This window comes from Tropicimonas marinistellae (assembly GCF_001509585.1).
In the GTDB taxonomy this organism is placed as follows: Bacteria; Pseudomonadota; Alphaproteobacteria; order Rhodobacterales; family Rhodobacteraceae; genus Tropicimonas; species Tropicimonas marinistellae.
On sequence record NZ_LNCI01000010.1, the window covers coordinates 1 to 16,695 of the forward strand.

General features: G+C 61.9%; 19 protein-coding genes. 13 read left to right on the forward strand and 6 right to left on the reverse strand.

Annotation, left to right across the window (positions count from 1 at the left end; translation table 11 throughout):
* Nucleotides 1-213: 213 nt before the first annotated feature.
* Complete coding sequence (locus ARC39_RS19495; protein WP_068116753.1) at nt 214-1,074, forward strand: branched-chain amino acid aminotransferase; 861 nt, start codon at nt 214-216, stop codon at nt 1,072-1,074.
* Here the strand turns inward: ARC39_RS19495 and ARC39_RS19500 are convergent.
* Nucleotides 1,071-1,652: a hypothetical protein gene (locus ARC39_RS19500; protein WP_149866495.1), complete on the reverse strand. Its 582-nt coding sequence runs from the start codon at nt 1,650-1,652 to the stop codon at nt 1,071-1,073. The genes ARC39_RS19495 and ARC39_RS19500 overlap by 4 nt on opposite strands.
* Before the next feature lie 394 nt (nt 1,653-2,046).
* On the opposite strand from ARC39_RS19500, the gene ARC39_RS19505 reads away from it, so the two are divergent.
* The 10 genes from ARC39_RS19505 (at nt 2,047) to ARC39_RS19550 (ending at nt 11,052) form a co-directional block, all read left to right on the forward strand.
* Complete coding sequence (locus ARC39_RS19505; RefSeq protein ID WP_068116756.1) at nt 2,047-2,502, forward strand: universal stress protein; 456 nt, start codon at nt 2,047-2,049, stop codon at nt 2,500-2,502.
* 166 nt (nt 2,503-2,668) lie between these two features.
* Nucleotides 2,669-3,235 carry a NifU family protein gene (locus ARC39_RS19510; protein ID WP_068116759.1) on the forward strand — a complete coding sequence of 189 codons (567 nt, stop codon included), beginning with the start codon at nt 2,669-2,671 and terminating at the stop codon, nt 3,233-3,235.
* The gene (tsaB, locus tag ARC39_RS19515) at nt 3,225-3,884 is read left to right on the forward strand and encodes a tRNA (adenosine(37)-N6)-threonylcarbamoyltransferase complex dimerization subunit type 1 TsaB (RefSeq protein WP_068116761.1); all 660 of its coding nucleotides are present in this window, start codon (nt 3,225-3,227) and stop codon (nt 3,882-3,884) included. Before ARC39_RS19510 ends, tsaB begins: the two co-directional genes overlap by 11 nt.
* Nucleotides 3,881-4,300, forward strand: a complete 420-nt coding sequence (rimI, locus tag ARC39_RS19520) for a ribosomal protein S18-alanine N-acetyltransferase (RefSeq protein WP_068116763.1) — start codon at nt 3,881-3,883, stop codon at nt 4,298-4,300. The genes tsaB and rimI overlap by 4 nt, the downstream gene beginning before the upstream one ends.
* 165 nt (nt 4,301-4,465) lie before the next feature.
* Nucleotides 4,466-5,464, forward strand: a complete 999-nt coding sequence (locus tag ARC39_RS19525; RefSeq protein WP_068116767.1) for a BMP family lipoprotein — start codon at nt 4,466-4,468, stop codon at nt 5,462-5,464.
* 125 nt (nt 5,465-5,589) lie between these two features.
* Nucleotides 5,590-7,131, forward strand: coding sequence for an ABC transporter ATP-binding protein (locus ARC39_RS19530; protein WP_068117165.1), 1,542 nt, complete (start codon nt 5,590-5,592; stop codon nt 7,129-7,131).
* Nucleotides 7,131-8,234, forward strand: a complete 1,104-nt coding sequence (locus ARC39_RS19535; RefSeq protein WP_068116769.1) for an ABC transporter permease — start codon at nt 7,131-7,133, stop codon at nt 8,232-8,234. The genes ARC39_RS19530 and ARC39_RS19535 overlap by 1 nt, the downstream gene beginning before the upstream one ends.
* Before the next feature lie 2 nt (nt 8,235-8,236).
* Nucleotides 8,237-9,205: an ABC transporter permease gene (locus tag ARC39_RS19540; RefSeq protein WP_068116771.1), complete on the forward strand. Its 969-nt coding sequence runs from the start codon at nt 8,237-8,239 to the stop codon at nt 9,203-9,205.
* A 159-nt stretch (nt 9,206-9,364) separates the two neighbouring features.
* A complete protein-coding gene (locus ARC39_RS19545; RefSeq protein ID WP_068116772.1) occupies nt 9,365-10,291 on the forward strand; it encodes a sulfite exporter TauE/SafE family protein in 927 nt (308 codons plus the stop codon).
* Nucleotides 10,288-11,052: a TIGR02186 family protein gene (locus ARC39_RS19550; RefSeq protein ID WP_068116773.1), complete on the forward strand. Its 765-nt coding sequence runs from the start codon at nt 10,288-10,290 to the stop codon at nt 11,050-11,052. The genes ARC39_RS19545 and ARC39_RS19550 overlap by 4 nt, the downstream gene beginning before the upstream one ends.
* 229 nt (nt 11,053-11,281) lie before the next feature.
* Here the strand turns inward: ARC39_RS19550 and ARC39_RS19555 are convergent, their stop codons facing one another.
* Entirely contained in the window at nt 11,282-11,782 is a 501-nt protein-coding gene (locus ARC39_RS19555) for an Lrp/AsnC family transcriptional regulator (protein ID WP_068116774.1), read from the reverse strand.
* Between the two features lie 195 nt (nt 11,783-11,977).
* Here ARC39_RS19555 and trxB point away from each other — a divergent pair, with 195 nt between their 5' ends.
* Nucleotides 11,978-12,919: a thioredoxin-disulfide reductase gene (gene trxB, locus ARC39_RS19560; protein WP_068116776.1), complete on the forward strand. Its 942-nt coding sequence runs from the start codon at nt 11,978-11,980 to the stop codon at nt 12,917-12,919.
* Between the two features lie 133 nt (nt 12,920-13,052).
* Here trxB and ARC39_RS19565 read toward each other — a convergent pair whose 3' ends face one another.
* Both ARC39_RS19565 and hemA read right to left on the reverse strand, forming a co-directional pair.
* Nucleotides 13,053-13,436: a c-type cytochrome gene (locus tag ARC39_RS19565; protein WP_068116778.1), complete on the reverse strand. Its 384-nt coding sequence runs from the start codon at nt 13,434-13,436 to the stop codon at nt 13,053-13,055.
* A gap of 92 nt (nt 13,437-13,528) precedes the next feature.
* The gene (hemA, locus tag ARC39_RS19570; RefSeq protein ID WP_068116780.1) at nt 13,529-14,752 is read right to left on the reverse strand and encodes a 5-aminolevulinate synthase; all 1,224 of its coding nucleotides are present in this window, start codon (nt 14,750-14,752) and stop codon (nt 13,529-13,531) included.
* 202 nt (nt 14,753-14,954) lie between these two features.
* Between hemA and ARC39_RS19575 the strand changes: the two genes are divergently transcribed.
* The gene (locus ARC39_RS19575; RefSeq protein WP_068116782.1) at nt 14,955-15,662 is read left to right on the forward strand and encodes a Crp/Fnr family transcriptional regulator; all 708 of its coding nucleotides are present in this window, start codon (nt 14,955-14,957) and stop codon (nt 15,660-15,662) included.
* Between the two features lie 194 nt (nt 15,663-15,856).
* On the opposite strand, the gene ARC39_RS19580 is transcribed toward ARC39_RS19575, so the two are convergent.
* Entirely contained in the window at nt 15,857-16,129 is a 273-nt protein-coding gene (locus ARC39_RS19580; protein WP_068116794.1) for a hypothetical protein, read from the reverse strand.
* A gap of 4 nt (nt 16,130-16,133) precedes the next feature.
* Nucleotides 16,134-16,694: a cytochrome c oxidase subunit 3 gene (locus ARC39_RS19585; RefSeq protein ID WP_236545315.1), complete on the reverse strand. Its 561-nt coding sequence runs from the start codon at nt 16,692-16,694 to the stop codon at nt 16,134-16,136.
* Between the last annotated feature and the right edge of the window lies 1 nt (nt 16,695).

Genomic DNA, 16,695 nt, shown 5'->3' on the forward strand with positions numbered 1-16,695 from the left:
TTCGATTCCCCTACGGACTGCCACCTTCGCCCCAATAGCGTAGTACTGGTGGAACACTCACCACAGATCCGGCTGAGCTTCGGCTGCGCTGCCAATGGCTCGCCTTTCAACGGCAAAGCCAGTTCTGACACCAAGCACATAGGTGACGGCAGATCGAGGCTGGACCCCACCCAGTTGGGCTCCTAGTGTGCGCGCGCTGAGATGGAGGCATTCATGGCGGTCGGCACCAATATCCGAACCTATTTCGAGGGCACTTGGCACAACGGCGATGTACCTATCATGCGGGCGGCCGACCACGGGTCGTGGCTTGGCAGTTCCGTTTTCGACGGCGCACGCATGTTCGAGGGAGTAACGCCGGATCTCGACGCGCATTGCGCACGGGTGAACCGCTCAGCCGAAGCGCTGATGATCACGCCGACGCTGACGACCGGAGAAATGGTGGAGATTGCCCGAGAGGGGCTGGCGGCCTATGCACCGGGCGCGGCTGTGTACATCCGGCCAATGTACTGGGCACTGGAGGGCAATGAACTTGGCGTGCTGCCTATGCCCGGCGCGACTGGCTTCGCGATGTGCCTGGAAGAGATCCCGATGCCGCCCGCCGACAAGGCGACGACGTTAACGCGCACCCGATTCCGCCGTCCTGTCCTGGAATCGAGCGTGTGCAATGCCAAGGCCGGTTGCCTCTATCCCAACAACGCCAGGATGCTGGCGGAGGCGCAGGCGAAAGGGTTTGGAAACGCGCTGGTCGCGGACGCGCTCGGGAATGTTGCCGAAACGGCAACGGCGAACGTTTTCATGGTGAAGGACGGGGTCGTGTTCACACCCATCGCCAACGGCACGTTCTTGTCGGGCATCACCCGGGCGCGGCACATCGCCAACCTGCGGGCGGACGGTATCGACGTCGTCGAAACGGTTCTGAGCTTCGAGGATTTTGAGGCCGCAGACGAGGTATTCCTGTCGGGCAATCTGTCCAAGGTCACGCCGGTCTTCGCGTTCGACGACATCTCGTACCAGATTGGCCCGGTCACGCGGCGCACACGGAATCTCTATTGGGACTGGGCGCTGTCGGCCTAGACCGGCGACCGGGTTCGGGCTTTTCCAAGAGCCTGGACTGCGAAGAGAAAGAATCCGAACCCCAGCATCAGCTCAAAAGGCTCCTGTTCCTTGCCTGAGACGAACCGCGGCTCCAGAAACTCCGGCACCGTCATGCCTTGTGGAACGTCGTGCAGCACTGGTACGAGCTCGTAGTATATGTAGAGTAACGCTGGCAGCAGGAAGAAATGGGCAAGCGACCTTGGTGCGGTCAGAAGTTCCAGCGCCCGCGGAGCCCTTTCGCCCAGTAACGGTGTCAGAAGAATACGACCGAACGCCCCGTACAAGCCGACGGAAATGAACGCCAGATGGAGGGGAAAGCCACTCACGTTGTGGAAGTTGAACTCGTCCTTCTCGTTAATCGCCGAAACGGCCTCCGGCGTCGCGTAGTCAAAAACTCGCTGTCCCCAGCTCGCTTCTTCCCCCGCAATAACAAATAGACCCCCGGCGAAAACGAGATAGAGAACGGCGTAGACACGCTCGTTCCTCCACAGGCGCCCCGACGCAACGACCGCGAGCGCCGCTGCCGCGAGATACAGCACAGCTGTCAGCCACTCCACGGGCCCATCCTCACGGATGATCCAAGCATATTTTTGGGCATTTTCGGCCTTTGCGGCGAAAATGACGACCGCCGCAGCAACCGGAAGCAGCAATAGGATCGCCGACATGGCAGATCGGTGATCTTGTGAACGAACAGTCGAAAATACGGGTATTGTCATTCAGAACTCCCCCAAAACACGAACCAACTACGAATTACGCGCTCCCCCCGAGCGCAATTGGCGGGGACGAACCTTACGCTTCGTCACCCCCATCCAGTCAACTCATTTTTGTCACAAAAACGTCATATCACTGTTACTTTTCGAGAATGTTAGCGAGGGTTTGGCTCTCGGGGAGGATATGAGTTGATCCCGCGAGGCTGGTCGTACAGGATCCCGCTGCTGGAGGACCTGACCCATGCGCAAGTTCCTTGTCGTTCTCGACGACACCCGCGAATGCCTTAACGCGATGCGATTTGCCGCGATGCGAGCGGCGCACACGGGCGGCGGGGTGGAGATTCTCTCGATTATCCCACCGGAGGAGTTCCAGCACTGGATCGGCGTGGCCGACATTATGCGCGCAGAGGCACGAGAACGAATCGAGGTCCATTTCGAAGTCTTCGCGAAATGGATGCGCGATCGGCAGGGAGTAGACCCGAACCTCGTGATCCGCGAGGGCGAGCCGGTCCCGGAACTCCTGGCGCAGATTCGGGAAGATCCGGACATTGGCGTTTTGGTGCTTGGTGCGGGCACTGGCAAGGGAGGCCCTGGCCCGCTGGTGACGCAACTCACACGAAATGCCGGCACTTTGCCGGTTCCGGTCACCATCGTCCCCGGCTCGCTTTCGAAAGAGCGACTGGAAATGGTGAGCTGACAAGCCGACGGAACGCCGACCCGCCTGTCGTGCGCGTCAAGCAACACGACCACACGTCCACAGAGCCGGGTTCGCGCACTCATCATACTTTAGAATAATTCTAGGTGGATTGACACGGCCACGCGCAGGGCGCATATACTGACCACCCCTCCAGAGAGGCATACTCATGTTTATTCAAACCGAATCCACGCCGAACCCCGCGACACTGAAGTTCCTTCCTGGCCAGACAGTGCTCGAGGCTGGAACCGCGGATTTCCCGTCTGCTGAAGCGGCCGGAACCTCGCCGCTTGCCAGTCGCGTCTTCGCCGTGAGCGGCGTGACGGGTGTGTTTTTCGGCACTGATTTCATCACTGTGACGAAGGCCGAAACTGTCGATTGGGAGCATGTCAAACCGGCAATCCTTGGCGCGATCATGGAGCATTTCCAATCGGGCCAACCTGCAATTGCTGATGGCGAGGCAGCTGTGGGTAGCGGTCACGCCGAACATCATGGCGAAGATGCGGAGTTGGTAAGCCAGATCAAGGAGTTGCTGGACACTCGTGTGCGCCCAGCCGTGGCTCAGGATGGTGGCGACATCACATTCCACGGCTTCGACCGCGGGGTTGTCTACCTCCACATGCAAGGCGCCTGTGCCGGTTGCCCCTCTTCCACGCTGACGCTGAAAATGGGGATCGAAAACCTTTTGCGGCATTACATCCCGGAGGTCGTCGAGGTTCGCCCGGTTGCGGTCTGAGCCAACCATACTCGCATTCGACACATCGGCCGCGCATTGCGCGGCCGCTTTGTTGTCTGAGGACCGTGTTCTCGCCAGACGATCTGAGACGATGTCGAAGGGTCAGGCGGAACGGCTGATGCCATTGCTTCAAAAGGTCCTGGACGAGGGGCGTACGCGCCTGGAAGATCTCGACGCGATCGGCGTCGGCATCGGCCCGGGGAACTTCACCGGCACGCGGCTCTCCGTCGCAGCGGCGCGCGGGCTGGCGTTGTCGCTGGGCATCCCGGCAATTGGCGTAGGTACCCTGGAGGCGATGGCCCTGGGCACTGACGGCCCCGTGCTGTGCAGTCTCGATGGACGAAGGGAAAAGTTCTACGTTCAGGTCTTCCACGACGAAACACGGACAGCACCCGGGCTGTTTTCCTTTGACGAGATACCCTGGCCCGCGTCGGAGACGAACGTCGCCGTAATCGGCCACCGGGCCGAAGAGCTGGCGAACGCGTCAGGGAGCGCGGTTTGCACACCCAGCTATCCACTTGCAGAGGCCATCGCGCGGATCGCGGCGGCGCGGATGCAGGAAGGAACGCAACCCCGCCCCGCCCCGCTCTATATCCGCCCCGCAGACGCCGCCCCGCCCGCAGACCCGCCTCCCATGATCTTGCCGTGACGCCTGAGGCGCTTGCAGCCTTGCACCACCGGTGTTTCGAGACGCCGCGGCCTTGGAGTGCGGCGGAGTTTTCCGGGCTTCTCGAAGGCTCCGGCGTCTTCCTGACCGCCGACGAGGACAATCGCGGCTTCGCCCTCGGCCGGGTGATCATCGATGAAGTGGAATTGCTGACATTGGCGGTCGCTCCCACGGCGCGGCGGCAAGGGATTGGACGCCGGTTGCTCGCGGCCTTCGAGCGAGATGCGGCCAGTCGCGGCGCACGCCTGGCAATTCTCGAAGTCAGCGCGGCAAATGCACCTGCCATCGCGCTCTACGGAGCCACCGGGTACCGACAAACGGGCCGCCGACCGGGCTATTACCGCGCTCAAAACGGCTCCTGCGAGGACGCGTTGATCTACTGCAAGGCGCTTTCCTGACAGGCTGCCCCAACGTCGCGCACCACTGACAGGATGAAAAACCGGTTGACCCCCCTTTGCTGCTGCGGCCTTAATTCTCCTGTGATCCGAAAGAGATCGTGACTCATTCGTATGTCGAGCCACCCGGCCCGGCGCCATAAACAAAATCCAACCGGGAGATACCCAATGACATTCATGCGGAGCATTCTCGGCGCTGCGGCAACACTGGCGCTGGTCGCCGGCACGGCTGCAGCCGACCCCGCCATCATCTTCGATCTCGGCGGCAAGTTCGACAAGTCGTTCAACGAATCCGCCTATACCGGCGCGAAACGCTGGGCCGAAGCCAACGGCGGCGAGTTCCGCGAAATCGAGATGCAATCCGAAGCACAGCGCGAGCAGGCCCTGCGTCGCCTGGCTGAAGCCGGGTCCAACCCGATCGTCATGACCGGCTTTGCCTTCGGCAATGTGCTGGGCGAGGTTGCCCCAGATTATCCCGACACCTCCTTTGCCATCATCGACGCGGTCGTCGAACAACCCAACGTGCGGTCGGTGGTCTTCTCGGAGCATGAAGGCTCCTACCTCGTGGGCATGTTGGCCGCGAAGGCCTCCGCCTCGGGCACCGTGGGCTTCATCGGCGGCATGGACATTCCGCTGATCCGCAAGTTTGCCTGTGGTTACGCCGAGGGCGTTCTAGCGGTGAACCCAGATGCAACGGTTCTTTCCAACATGACCGGCACCACACCGGCGGCATGGAACGACCCGGTGAAGGGCTCCGAACTGACCAAGGCGCAAATCGCACAGGGCGCTGACGTCATCTATGCCGCAGCCGGCGGCACTGGCGTGGGCGTGCTTCAAGCCGCGGCGGATGCCGACAGCGTGCTCTCCATCGGCGTGGACAGCAACCAGAACCACCTGCACCCGGGCAAGGTTCTGACCTCCATGGTCAAGCGCGTGGACAACGCGGTGGAGAAGGCCTTCAACGATGGTCCCGGTTTCGAGACCGGCGTGATGGTCATGGGCCTCGCCAATGACGGTGTCGGCTTCGCCCTGGACGACAACAACGCCGAACTGGTCTCCGACGAGATGGCTGCCGAGGTGAATGCTGCCGCGGAGAAAATCGCCTCGGGCGAATTGTCGGTGCATGACTACTACTCCGACAACGCCTGCCCGCATCTGCAATTCTGATCCTGGCAGGATCCAGCGTTAGATGAAGAGGGCCGCGTAGCGCGTTGCGGCGCGGCCCTTTTTCCAAAAATCGGGGGTGGTGGATGAAGGATCTCGCGGACAATTCCGGCCAGCCGTCGGGCGCCATGCCGGACGCGCCACCGGCTATTGAGCTACGCGGCATCTCCAAGGCTTTCGGGCCGGTGCAGGCCAACAAGGACATCTCGCTCAGCGTCGCCAAGGGAGCAATCCACGGCATTATCGGCGAGAATGGCGCAGGCAAGTCCACGCTGATGTCGATCCTCTACGGCTTCTACAAGGCCGACGCGGGGGAAATCCTGATCAACGGCGCCCCCACCGATATCCCAGACAGCCAGGCCGCGATCGCTGCCGGTATTGGGATGGTATTCCAGCATTTCAAACTCGTGGAGAATTTCTCCGTTCTGGAAAACGTGGTGCTCGGCGCGGAGGATGGGGCGCTGCTGCGCACGACGATGTCCAAAGCGCGCAAACACCTCACCGAGATCGCCGAAGAATACGAAATGAACGTCGATCCCGACGCGCTGATCGAGGAAATCGGCGTGGGTATGCAGCAGCGGGTGGAGATCCTGAAGTCACTCTACCGCCACGCCGACATCCTGATCCTCGACGAGCCCACGGGCGTGCTGACCCCGGCGGAAGCAGACCACCTGTTCCGCATTCTGCGCGGACTGAAGGACGAGGGAAAGACGATCATCCTGATCACCCACAAGCTCCGGGAGATCATGGAAGTGACCGACACGGTTTCGGTGATGCGCCGCGGAGAGATGACCGCGACGGTGAAAACCGCCGAAACCAGCCCCGAAGAGCTTGCCGAACTGATGGTCGGGCGCAAGGTGCTGCTGCGCGTGGACAAGAAACCGGCACAACCGGGCGAGACGATCCTGAAGGTTTCTGACCTTCGGGTCGTGGACGACGACAACGTGGAGCGGCTCAAGGGTGTCTCGCTTCAGGTTCGCGCGGGCGAGATCCTCGGCATCGCGGGCGTGGCCGGCAACGGCCAGTCGGAGTTGCTGAACGTGTTGGGCGGCATCACGCGCGCCACCGGGTCTGTGCAGGTCAACGGTCAGGAGATCGACCTCACCGGCAAGCACTCCGATGGCCGCTCGCGGCGCGAACGCGGGATCAGCCACGTGCCCGAAGACCGCCAGCGGGCGGGCCTGATCATGGATTTCTCCGCCTGGGAGAACATCGTCTTCGGGTATCAGTGGGACCCGGCGTGCAACAACGGCATGTTGATGGACAACGACGGCATCCGCCGCGAAACCGCTGGAAAGATGGAGCGTTTCGACGTGCGTCCGCCGGATTGCTACTTGGCAGCCAAGAGTTTCTCTGGCGGCAACCAGCAGAAAATCGTGCTGGCTCGCGAGATCGAGCGGAACCCCGATCTGCTGCTGGTCGGCCAACCGACCCGCGGCGTGGATATCGGCGCCATCGAGTTCATCCATCAGCGGATCATCGAACTCAGGGACGCGGGCAAGGCGATCCTGCTTGTGTCGGTGGAACTAGATGAGATCATGGGGCTTTCGGACCGCATTGCCGTGATGTTCGACGGCCGCATCATGGGCGAGCGCTTGCCGGGTGAAACCGACGAGCGCGAGCTGGGCCTCCTCATGGCCGGTGTGACGAGCGGCGAAGGAGCGGCGTGATGGATGTGATGCCCAAATGGGCCGATGTAGTGCTGGTGCCACTCATTAGCCTTCTGCTCGCCTTCGCGATCTCCGCCCTTGTCATCCTCGGGATCGGCAAAGACCCGGTGGAAGCGGTGAAGCTCATGGTCACCGGGGCTTTCGGATCCACCTATGGCTGGGGCTACACGCTCTTCTATGCCACAAACTTCATCTTCACCGGGCTTGCGTTCGCCGTGGCCTCGCACGCGAGCCTGTTCAACATCGGGTCGGAGGGACAGGCGACGCTGGGTGGGCTCGGCGTGGCGCTCGTTTGTCTTGCCCTGCCCTGGCCCCACTGGGCGCTGGCCCTGCCGGCGGCGATGATCGGCGGCGCCCTCTTCGGGGCCGCCTGGGCTTTCCTGCCTGCGTGGCTTCAGGCCAAACGCGGCAGCCATATCGTGATCACCACGATCATGTTCAACTTCATCGGCGCGGCGGTGTTGAACTACATGCTGGTGAACGTCTTGCGTCCCGAGGGCTCGCAGGATCCCGCCTCGGCCAATTTCCCGCCCGGCACCAACCTGCCCACATTGCATGAAATCCTCGGCGTGTTCGGAATTCCCTTTTCCAAGGCCGCACCGGTCAACGTCAGTTTCCTCATCGCGTTGCTCGCCTGCGTGCTGGTCTGGCTTCTGATCTGGCGTACCCGCTTCGGTTTCGAATTGCGGGCTTTCGGAAAATCGGAATCGGCGGCGGTCTACGCGGGGATCTCCCCGGCCAGGATCATCATCGTGGCGATGCTGATCTCGGGCGGGCTCTCGGGGTTGATGGCGATCAACAACGTGATGGGCGAGGCAGAGCGCCTCGTACTGAACTCGGTGGAAGGCGCGGGTTTCATCGGCATCGCGGTGGCGCTGATGGGGCGCAATCATCCCGTGGGTGTCGCTCTGGCGGCGCTGCTCTTCGGCTTCCTCTATCAGGGCGGCGCTGAACTGGCGCTTTGGATGTCAATTCCTCGGGAGTTGATCGTGGTAATCCAGGGGCTTGTGATCCTCTTCACGGGCGCGCTCGACAACATGGTGCGCATGCCGATTGAGAAGCTGTTCCTGGCCATGCGGCGCAGTGCGAAGGCGGGAGAATAGAAATGGATTTCTCCACCCTCATCCAGATCCTCGATTCCACGCTGCGGATGGCCACGCCATTGCTGCTTGCATGCCTCGCGGGGCTCTTCTCCGAACGGTCGGGCATTTTCGACATCGGGCTCGAAGCCAAGATGCTGATCTCCGCCTTCTTCTCGGCGGCGGTCGCTTACGAAACGGGTTCGGTCTGGCTCGGTCTGCTGGCCGGGATCGGCAGCTCCTTGGTCTTTGCCGCCATTCACGGGGTCGCCTCGATCACGTTTCGCGGCAACCAGCTGATCTCCGGGGTTGCGCTCAACTTTCTCGCCGCCGGCATGACGGTGCTTATCGCACAGAACTGGTTCCAGCAGGGCGGACGCACGCCGTCTCTCATGGGCGGTGCCCGGTTCGAGCCTCTCACCCTGCCCTTCGCCGATAGCTTGGCGGCCGTCCCGATCTTCGGCCCGCTCTACGCGGAGCTGCTCTCCGGTCACTCCATCCTGGTCTATGTGGCGTTGCTGGCGGTACCGGCCTCATGGTGGGTGTTGTTTCGCACCCGCTTCGGGCTCCGCCTGCGCGCGGTGGGTGAAAACCCCGCGGCGGTGGACACCGCCGGCGTTTCGGTCGTTGCCCTGCGCTATTCGGCCGTGGCCATCGCCGGGCTGCTCTGCGGCATTGCCGGCGCCTACATGTCCACCGGTCTCGGCGCCGGATTCGTGAAGGATATGACAGCGGGCCGCGGCTATATCGCGTTGGCGGCGCTGATCTTCGCCAAGTGGCGCCCGTGGTATGCCCTTTCGGCCTGTCTGCTCTTCGGGCTGTTGCAGGCGCTGGCGCTCCGCACGGACGTGGTGGCGCGGATCTTCCCGTTCGAGATGCCGGTGCAGCTGCTCGACAGCCTGCCCTATATCCTGACGGTCGTGATCCTCGCCGGCTTCGTGGGCAAGGCCATCCCGCCAAGAGCCGGCGGCACGCCTTACGTGAAGGAACGTTGATGGCCATTCGGGGACGGCCTCGGTGCGGCCGTCCCGAACTCGGCAATGCGCGGCAACCGCGGCCCCAACCTCACATCTCAGCCGCCAAACTGCGGGAATGTCTCAACCGCACCGGCTTCGCCGTTGCCGTACCAAGGCGCACGGCCTAAAGAAAAAAGTATGCAGATCTACCTCCCGATCGCCGAAGTGTCCGTCAACGCCTTCATGCTTCTGGGCTTGGGCGGGATGGTCGGAGTGCTGTCAGGCATGTTCGGCGTCGGCGGCGGCTTCCTCATGACCCCCTTGCTGTTCTTCATCGGGATACCGCCGGCAGTGGCGGTCGCCACCGAGGCCAACCAGATTGTCGCATCGTCGTTCTCGGGTGTGCTTGCGCACTGGCGCCGCAAGACGGTCGACATTCGGATGGGCATGGTGCTGCAGGTTGGTGGTCTGATCGGTGCCGCTCTCGGCGTATTGGTTTTCAATTTCCTGAAATCCATGGGCCAAGTCGACCTGTTGATCCGGCTTAGCTACGTGGTTTTTCTCGGTATCGTCGGGTCCTTGATGTTCGTGGAATCGCTCGGTGCACTTCGCCGCTCAAGAGCAGCTGCGGGGCCTCGCAAACCGGTTCGACGTCAGCGGAACTGGGTCCATACCTGGCCGCTCAAGATGCGCTTTCGCACCTCGGGCCTGTATATCTCGGTCATTCCACCGATCCTCGTGGGAATGGCTGTCGGTGTATTGGCGGCGATCATGGGCGTTGGCGGCGGATTCATCATGGTGCCGGCGATGATTTATATTCTCGGCATGCCAACCAAGGTCGTCGTCGGGACATCGCTGTTCCAGATCATCCTGGTTACAGCCTTCACGACGATGCTGCATGCCACAACCAACCATACCGTTGATATGGCGCTTGCGGTGCTTCTGCTGGTGGGTGGCGTCGTGGGGGCGCAGATCGGCACCCAGATCGGCACGAAACTCAAGGCAGAGCAACTGCGTGTCCTGTTGGCGGCACTCGTGTTGCTGGTCTGCGGCAAGCTCGCCGGTGACCTGCTGCTGGAACCGACCGAGCTCTACTCGATCGGAACATCCGGAGGCCACGGATGATCCGGTGGATTGCTACCCTCGTGATCGCACTGTCGACCGCGAACGCGGCCCAAGCGCAGCAAATGGTTGCCGATCTGAGCCAAAGCCGGGTGTCGATCACCGCGAGTTTCGCCGGCTCGCATATCCTCGTTTTTGGCGCCGTGCGCGAGACTGCCGTTGGGCCACAGGAACCTTTCGATGTGATCATCACCGTGTCCGGGCCACTGCAGCCCGTCACCGTCCGAAAGAAGGATCGGGTAGCCGGTATCTGGGTGAACACGGAGGAAGCGCGCATCGACGCCGCCCCAACCTTCTACAATATCTCCACAACTGGCCCGATGGCGGACATCCTGTCCGAGACAGCCGACCTGCGGCACTCGATCTCCACTCCGAACGCGATCCGTGCGGTGGGATTGACAGAGGATGTTTCCGAAGCGGACGCCTTCACCGAAGCCCTGATACGCATTCGACGCGCGGATGGGACCTATACCGAGGACGAGGGTGGCGTGACGCTGATTGGTCAGACGCTGTTTCGCACCGATATCGAGCTTCCGTCCAATATCGTCGAGGGAACATACCTGGCGCGGATCTTCATGATCCGGGACCAGCGGGTCGTGGCCACTTTTACGGACGTTCTCGGTGTGCAGAAAGTTGGGCTCGAACGGTGGATCTATACCCTCGCCCAGGAGCAAGCGGCGCTTTACGGATTGCTCTCGCTAACCATCGCCATTGCCGCCGGCTGGGGAGCATCGGCAACCTTCCGCTACATCCGCGGCAGCTAGCGACGAGCCTATCGGCAGGTGAATAAGGCCCCGGCTTGGCGCTGCGCGATGTAGCCTCAATTCGGTGCTAAGGGACACCTTCATGCACCTGCGCCGTTCTGCGACGGCCTATCCAGACGCTTTCGGAGCCGGAGCGACAACACGGCACGGCCATGGAAACCCGCTTCCATCTCGCGGAACCTGGCATGATCGTTGAAGCAAACGGGATCCAGGCACGTTGCTGCCACGGTCAGGCGGTGCGGTTCAGTCGTTCCTCCAGCACCTCGAAGGGCACGGCCGGGTCGTTCTTTGCGTCACGGATCACAAGAGAGGTCTTCACGCTGGCCACGTTATCGGCAGCGGTGAGCTGCCCGGTCAGGAAGGACTGAAAGGTCGAGAGGTCGGGGGCGACGCATTTCAGAATGAAATCGATCTCGCCGTTCAGCATGTGGCATTCACGCACAAGTGGCCAGTCGCGACAGCGTTGCTCGAACGCACTAAGATCGGCTTCCGCCTGGCTGTTGAGCCCAACCATTGCGAACACCTGTACCTCGAACCCGAGCGCGCGGGGATCGACCTCGGCATGATAGCCGCGAATGTACCCGGCTTCCTCCAAGGTGCGCACACGTCGCAAACAAGGTGGCGCCGAGATCCCGACCCGGCGTGCAAGTTCGACATTGGTCATCCGACCGTCGGCTTGAAGCTCGGCCAAGATGTGACGGTCGATGGGGTCTAGTTTGCCACCCGACATGCGGCCCTCCTGAATTTTCCGAACCTTAGCGAGGCCACCGAAAGAGCGCAACATTGTTTCAATCCCGCGCAACTTTTGTCCGCATTGTGCTTGCTGCATGGCTCTGCACACCCAGGCCTTCCAGAAGCCGCGGGCTTTGCCTATATGGTCCAAGCCGTCGCACGCCAGTGCACAAGGTTCAACGAGAGGCTCACGATGTCCAGCACCCGCCACACCCGCGTTCTAATTATCGGCTCCGGCCCGGCCGGCTACACTGCCGGCGTCTATGCCAGCCGGGCGATGCTGGAGCCGCTTCTGGTGCAGGGAATTCAGCCAGGCGGGCAGCTCACCATTACCACGGAAGTGGAGAATTGGCCCGGCGAGACGGAGATCCAGGGGCCTGACCTAATGCAGAACATGGAGGCGCATGCCCGCGCCGTGGGCACCGAGATCGTCTCGGACATCATTACCTCGGTCGACCTGTCGAAACGGCCCTTCGTGGCACAAAGCGACGGCGGCACCACCTACACGGCCGATGCACTGATCCTGGCCACTGGCGCACAGGCGCGCTGGCTTGGGCTGCCAACTGAAGAGAAGTTCAAGGGCTTCGGCGTCTCCGCATGCGCCACCTGCGACGGCTTCTTCTATCGCGGCAAGGAGGTCGTCGTGATCGGCGGCGGCAACACGGCCGTCGAAGAAGCACTGTTCCTGACCAAGTTTGCCACAAAAGTCACGCTGATCCATCGCCGCGACGAGTTGCGTGCGGAGAAGATCCTGCAGAACAGGCTCTTCAAGAACCCGAAAATCGAGGTCTTGTGGGATCACACGGTCGAAGAAGTGCTGGGCAACGACGCCCCCCTAAGCGTCACCGGCGTGAAGGCGAAGCACGTCAAGAGTGGCGAAGAGACGGTTGTCCCTTGCGACGGGTTCTTCGTGGCGATCGGCCATGCGCCGGCCTCCGAACTGGTGAAGGACCAGTTGGAGACCCACATGGGCGGCTACGTGGTGACCGCGCCGGATTCGACGGCCACCTCGACCCCAGGTGTTTTCGCCGCGGGCGATCTGACGGACCACAAGTACCGCCAGGCGGTGACGTCTGCCGGCATGGGCTGCATGGCGGCCCTTGAGGCGGAGCACTTCCTGGCCGAACAGGAGTGATTGGCCGGTCGGAAGTGTTGTCCGAGCCGGATTTGGCGACGCCTCCCCGCCCCGGACCCGGCGGAGCTGCGTTGAAAGGCCATATCGTCTCTGCCCAATGGCGGGGACGGTCATTACGGCGCGGTTTTTCCGATTACTGGAAGGTTCGCAAATAGGCGACGACGTTCACGATGTCGGCCTCTTTCTTCAGACCGGCAAACGACATCTTGCCCTTGGGGATCAAGTCCTTCGGCTTTGTCAGATAGGTCGCCAACGCGGCATCGTCCCAGACCAATCCGCCTTCGGCAAGCTCCAGCAGGTTGTCCGAATACTTGAACCCCTCGACCTGTCCGGCCGGAGAATCCACGATGCCGTTCAGCAGCGGGCCGACCTTGTTCTTCGCCCCGTCCCCAACGGCGTGGCACGCCTTGCACTTCTTGAACACCTTTTCACCTGCTGCTGCATCGCCATCGGCGAACGCCGGCACGGCAAGCACCAAACCAAGCGCGGTCGCGAGGCAGGACATTGTAACCTTCATATCGTTTCCTTTTCTTGCATTGCTTGATTCCACGGACGAGAATCTGACTTTGTCGTCCCCGGCGGTGATCACCGGACACGACCGGACCGTCGCTATTGCGCGGCGACGGGCAGCCTTGCGAGCTGGCACCTCCCCCAAAGCACCTGAAGCGCATCCACAAGATGATCGATGTCGCGTGGCCCGTGAACGGGCGACGGTGTGATCCGCAAGCGCTCTGTTCCTTTCGGCACCGTCGGGTAGTTGATCGGCTGGATATAGATCCCGAACTGGTCGAGAAGCATATCCGACAGGAACTTGCATTTGACCGGATCGCCGACGATCACCGGGATGATGTGGCTGGGATTGCGGACATGCGGAATGCCCAACGCGTCGAGCCTCCGGCGCACCTCGGCGACGACCTCCCTGTGGCGAGCGCGTTCCAGCCCACTCTTCTTGAGATGACGGACCGAGGCGGCCGCCCCTGCAGCGATGGCCGGCGGCAGCGCGGTGGTGAAGATGAACCCGCTCGCGAAGCTGCGCACGAAGTCGCAAAGCTCCGCCGAGGCCGCAATGTACCCCCCCACCACACCGAATGCCTTGCCGAGCGTGCCCTCGATCACCGTGAGCCGATCCATCACCCCCTCGCGCTCCGCGATTCCGCCACCCCGTGGGCCATAGAGACCGACCGCATGAACCTCATCAAGGTAGGTCATGGCGCCGTACCGATCCGCAAGGTCGCAAATCGCGGCAATCGGCGCGATGTCACCGTCCATCGAGTAGACACTCTCAAAGGCGATGAGCTTTGGCGCACGTGGGTCGGCCTCCGCGAGTTTCTGTTCCAGATCGGACAGATCGTTGTGTTTCCAGATCTCTTTTTGTGCCCGCGAGTGGCGGATACCTTCGATCATGGACGCGTGATTGAGGCTGTCGGAGAACACGATGCACCCCGGAATCTGCGCCGCCAGCGTCCCGAGCGCGGCCCAGTTCGAGACATAGCCGGATGTGAACAGAAGTGCGGCTTCCTTGCCGTGCAGGTCGGCCAGTTCCCTTTCCAGGTCGACATGCGCATGCGTCGTGCCGGAGATGTTCCGCGTGCCGCCGGCGCCGGCACCGCAGTGGTCGATTGCTTCGTGCATCGCTGCGATCACGTCAGGATGCTGGCCCATGCCGAGATAGTCGTTGGAGCACCAGACGGTCACTTCGTCCGTGCCGGCGTCGCGGGTGCGGGTCGCGGCAGGAAATTCTCCGCGCCGGCGTTGCAGGTCGATGAACACGCGATAGTTGCCGTCATCCTTCAAGTCGCTCAGCCGATGCCGAAAGAATGCCTGGTAATCCATCTGGTCCCCGCTGCGTTGTTCGCAACGATGCTAGGGCGAGGCGCTCCGGCCATAAATGACAATAGTCAAGCGATTGCCAGGCACGCGGTTCGCCGCCCGGCGATCTTTCGACTTGCCTTTATTGTCGTTTCGAAGGAGCGTCGCCCCGGAGTTGGCGGACCCATCGCGTATCTGCATAGGTCGGCACCGGGAGGAGAGAGGAATGTCCGAAGAACCCAATAGGGAAATCGCGCGCAATTCGCTCCTGTTGAAGAGTTTTCCGAAGTCCTATGTCGATACCCTGCTCGCCAGGTCGACATGGCATAGCTACGACCGTGGCGAAACACTCTTCCTGCACGGTGAGACGGCCCGATCCATCCACATCGTGATAGACGGATGGATCAAGCTCTACCGGATCGCCGCCAACGGTGGAGAAACCGTGGTGTCAGTCTTCACCAAAGGCGAGAGTTTCGGCGAGGCCGTCGCGTTCAAGAACAGAAAGTACCCCGTCTCGGCCGAAGCCGTGACCGCGAGCCAGGTCATCCAGATTCCCTCGAACGTCCTGCTCGACATGATGCGAAAGGACCTCGACGTCAGCGTTGAGATACTCGCCTCGACCTTCACCCATCTCCATTCGCTGGTCTCTCAGCTGGAGCAGCTTAAGGCACAGACCGGTGCGCAGCGCGTCGCGGAGTTTCTGCTTGAGTTCTGCGACGAAGAGGCTGGCAGCAGCATGGTGACGCTGCCGTACGACAAGGTCCTGATCGCCGGACGCCTGGGAATGAAACCCGAAAGCCTGTCGCGCGCCTTCGCCAAGCTGAAACCGTTGGGGGTACGGATTTCCCGCAACCACGCCTCGATCGACGATATCGAGAGGCTTCGGGAGTACACCGAGGAAGATCCGGCGACGTCCTGGAACAAGGTGCTCTGACGCGACGGCGCAATGCCGCGACCGAATACAGAGAGCAAGATCGGCCAACCTGGCGCCTGCGAGCATGTCCGATTGTGCCTTGAGACAGGCGAGCAGTACGTAATGCGGAAGCCACTGATCCGTGGCAAGCCCACGGCCGCCGTCACATCGTCGGTTTCTCAGCCACACTGCGCACGTCACCGCGAGCCCGACCGCTAGGAGACGACGGTCGGAACGAAGTATAGCGCAAGCAACAACAGGCAATAGAACCCCAGAACCCAGTTGAACCCGGCGCGCCAACCCGGGGCTTTCCAAAGACCGAGGTAGCGCGAGAGGATGACCCGCGCTTTCAACCAGGCCAGAACCAGGATGGCCCCTCCGACAGCAACCGGCGCGAGCCCGCGCGTCACCAGCGATGCGATGACGGTGGAAAGGCCGCTGAGGAGGAGAAGCGCCGACCAGGCGCGGGTGAGCGGACAGACGCGCATCGGCTTACGCGAGCAGATAGACGACTGGGAAGAGAAGCACCCACATGAGATCGACCATGTGCCAGAACGCGCCCGCGACTTTGATGTGATGTGCCTCGTCCCAGACTGCGACAAGCCCGAGGATAAGGATTCCGGCGGCGACATGCGCGGCGTGGAATCCGGTCAGCAGATAGTAGAACATGAAAAACGGATGGGTTTCGAAACCTATCCCCTGTGCCGCCTTGTCGGCGTACTCGATGCCCTTGATCCAAAGGAACACCACTCCAAGCGCCATCGCTCCACCCAGGTGCAGACGGCTGGCAGCCCGACGCCCCGCCTCGCGCAAGTGCAACGCCCGCGCGGCTAGGAAGCCGCTGGTGACCAGAACCACGGTGTTCAGTGCCGCAGCGGTCCGGTGCAAGTGATCCTGCGCTTCGGCGAAGCCGGAAGGGTCCGTAATCCGGACGCCGAGAAATGCTGCTAGCCCCGCTCCGAAAACGAGCAACTCGCTGACGATGAGTACCCACATCAAAAGCTCGCCCGGCAGTTCTTCGACCGACCCGGGTCGCGGCATCGGCTCGGCCATG

Coding starts and splice junctions, on each gene's coding strand:
- trxB (WP_068116776.1), top strand. CDS start 11,978: ATGTCCAGCACCCGCCACACCCGCGTTCTAATTATCGGCTCCGGCCCG.
- ARC39_RS19580 (WP_068116794.1), bottom strand. CDS start 16,129: ATGCGCGTCTGTCCGCTCACCCGCGCCTGGTCGGCGCTTCTCCTCCTC.
- ARC39_RS19540 (WP_068116771.1), top strand. CDS start 8,237: ATGGATTTCTCCACCCTCATCCAGATCCTCGATTCCACGCTGCGGATG.
- ARC39_RS19575 (WP_068116782.1), top strand. CDS start 14,955: ATGTCCGAAGAACCCAATAGGGAAATCGCGCGCAATTCGCTCCTGTTG.
- ARC39_RS19565 (WP_068116778.1), bottom strand. CDS start 13,436: ATGAAGGTTACAATGTCCTGCCTCGCGACCGCGCTTGGTTTGGTGCTT.
- ARC39_RS19525 (WP_068116767.1), top strand. CDS start 4,466: ATGACATTCATGCGGAGCATTCTCGGCGCTGCGGCAACACTGGCGCTG.
- ARC39_RS19510 (WP_068116759.1), top strand. CDS start 2,669: ATGTTTATTCAAACCGAATCCACGCCGAACCCCGCGACACTGAAGTTC.
- ARC39_RS19530 (WP_068117165.1), top strand. CDS start 5,590: ATGCCGGACGCGCCACCGGCTATTGAGCTACGCGGCATCTCCAAGGCT.
- ARC39_RS19545 (WP_068116772.1), top strand. CDS start 9,365: ATGCAGATCTACCTCCCGATCGCCGAAGTGTCCGTCAACGCCTTCATG.
- ARC39_RS19535 (WP_068116769.1), top strand. CDS start 7,131: ATGGATGTGATGCCCAAATGGGCCGATGTAGTGCTGGTGCCACTCATT.
- ARC39_RS19550 (WP_068116773.1), top strand. CDS start 10,288: ATGATCCGGTGGATTGCTACCCTCGTGATCGCACTGTCGACCGCGAAC.
- ARC39_RS19495 (WP_068116753.1), top strand. CDS start 214: ATGGCGGTCGGCACCAATATCCGAACCTATTTCGAGGGCACTTGGCAC.
- ARC39_RS19585 (WP_236545315.1), bottom strand. CDS start 16,694: ATGGCCGAGCCGATGCCGCGACCCGGGTCGGTCGAAGAACTGCCGGGC.
- hemA (WP_068116780.1), bottom strand. CDS start 14,752: ATGGATTACCAGGCATTCTTTCGGCATCGGCTGAGCGACTTGAAGGAT.
- ARC39_RS19555 (WP_068116774.1), bottom strand. CDS start 11,782: ATGTCGGGTGGCAAACTAGACCCCATCGACCGTCACATCTTGGCCGAG.
- ARC39_RS19505 (WP_068116756.1), top strand. CDS start 2,047: ATGCGCAAGTTCCTTGTCGTTCTCGACGACACCCGCGAATGCCTTAAC.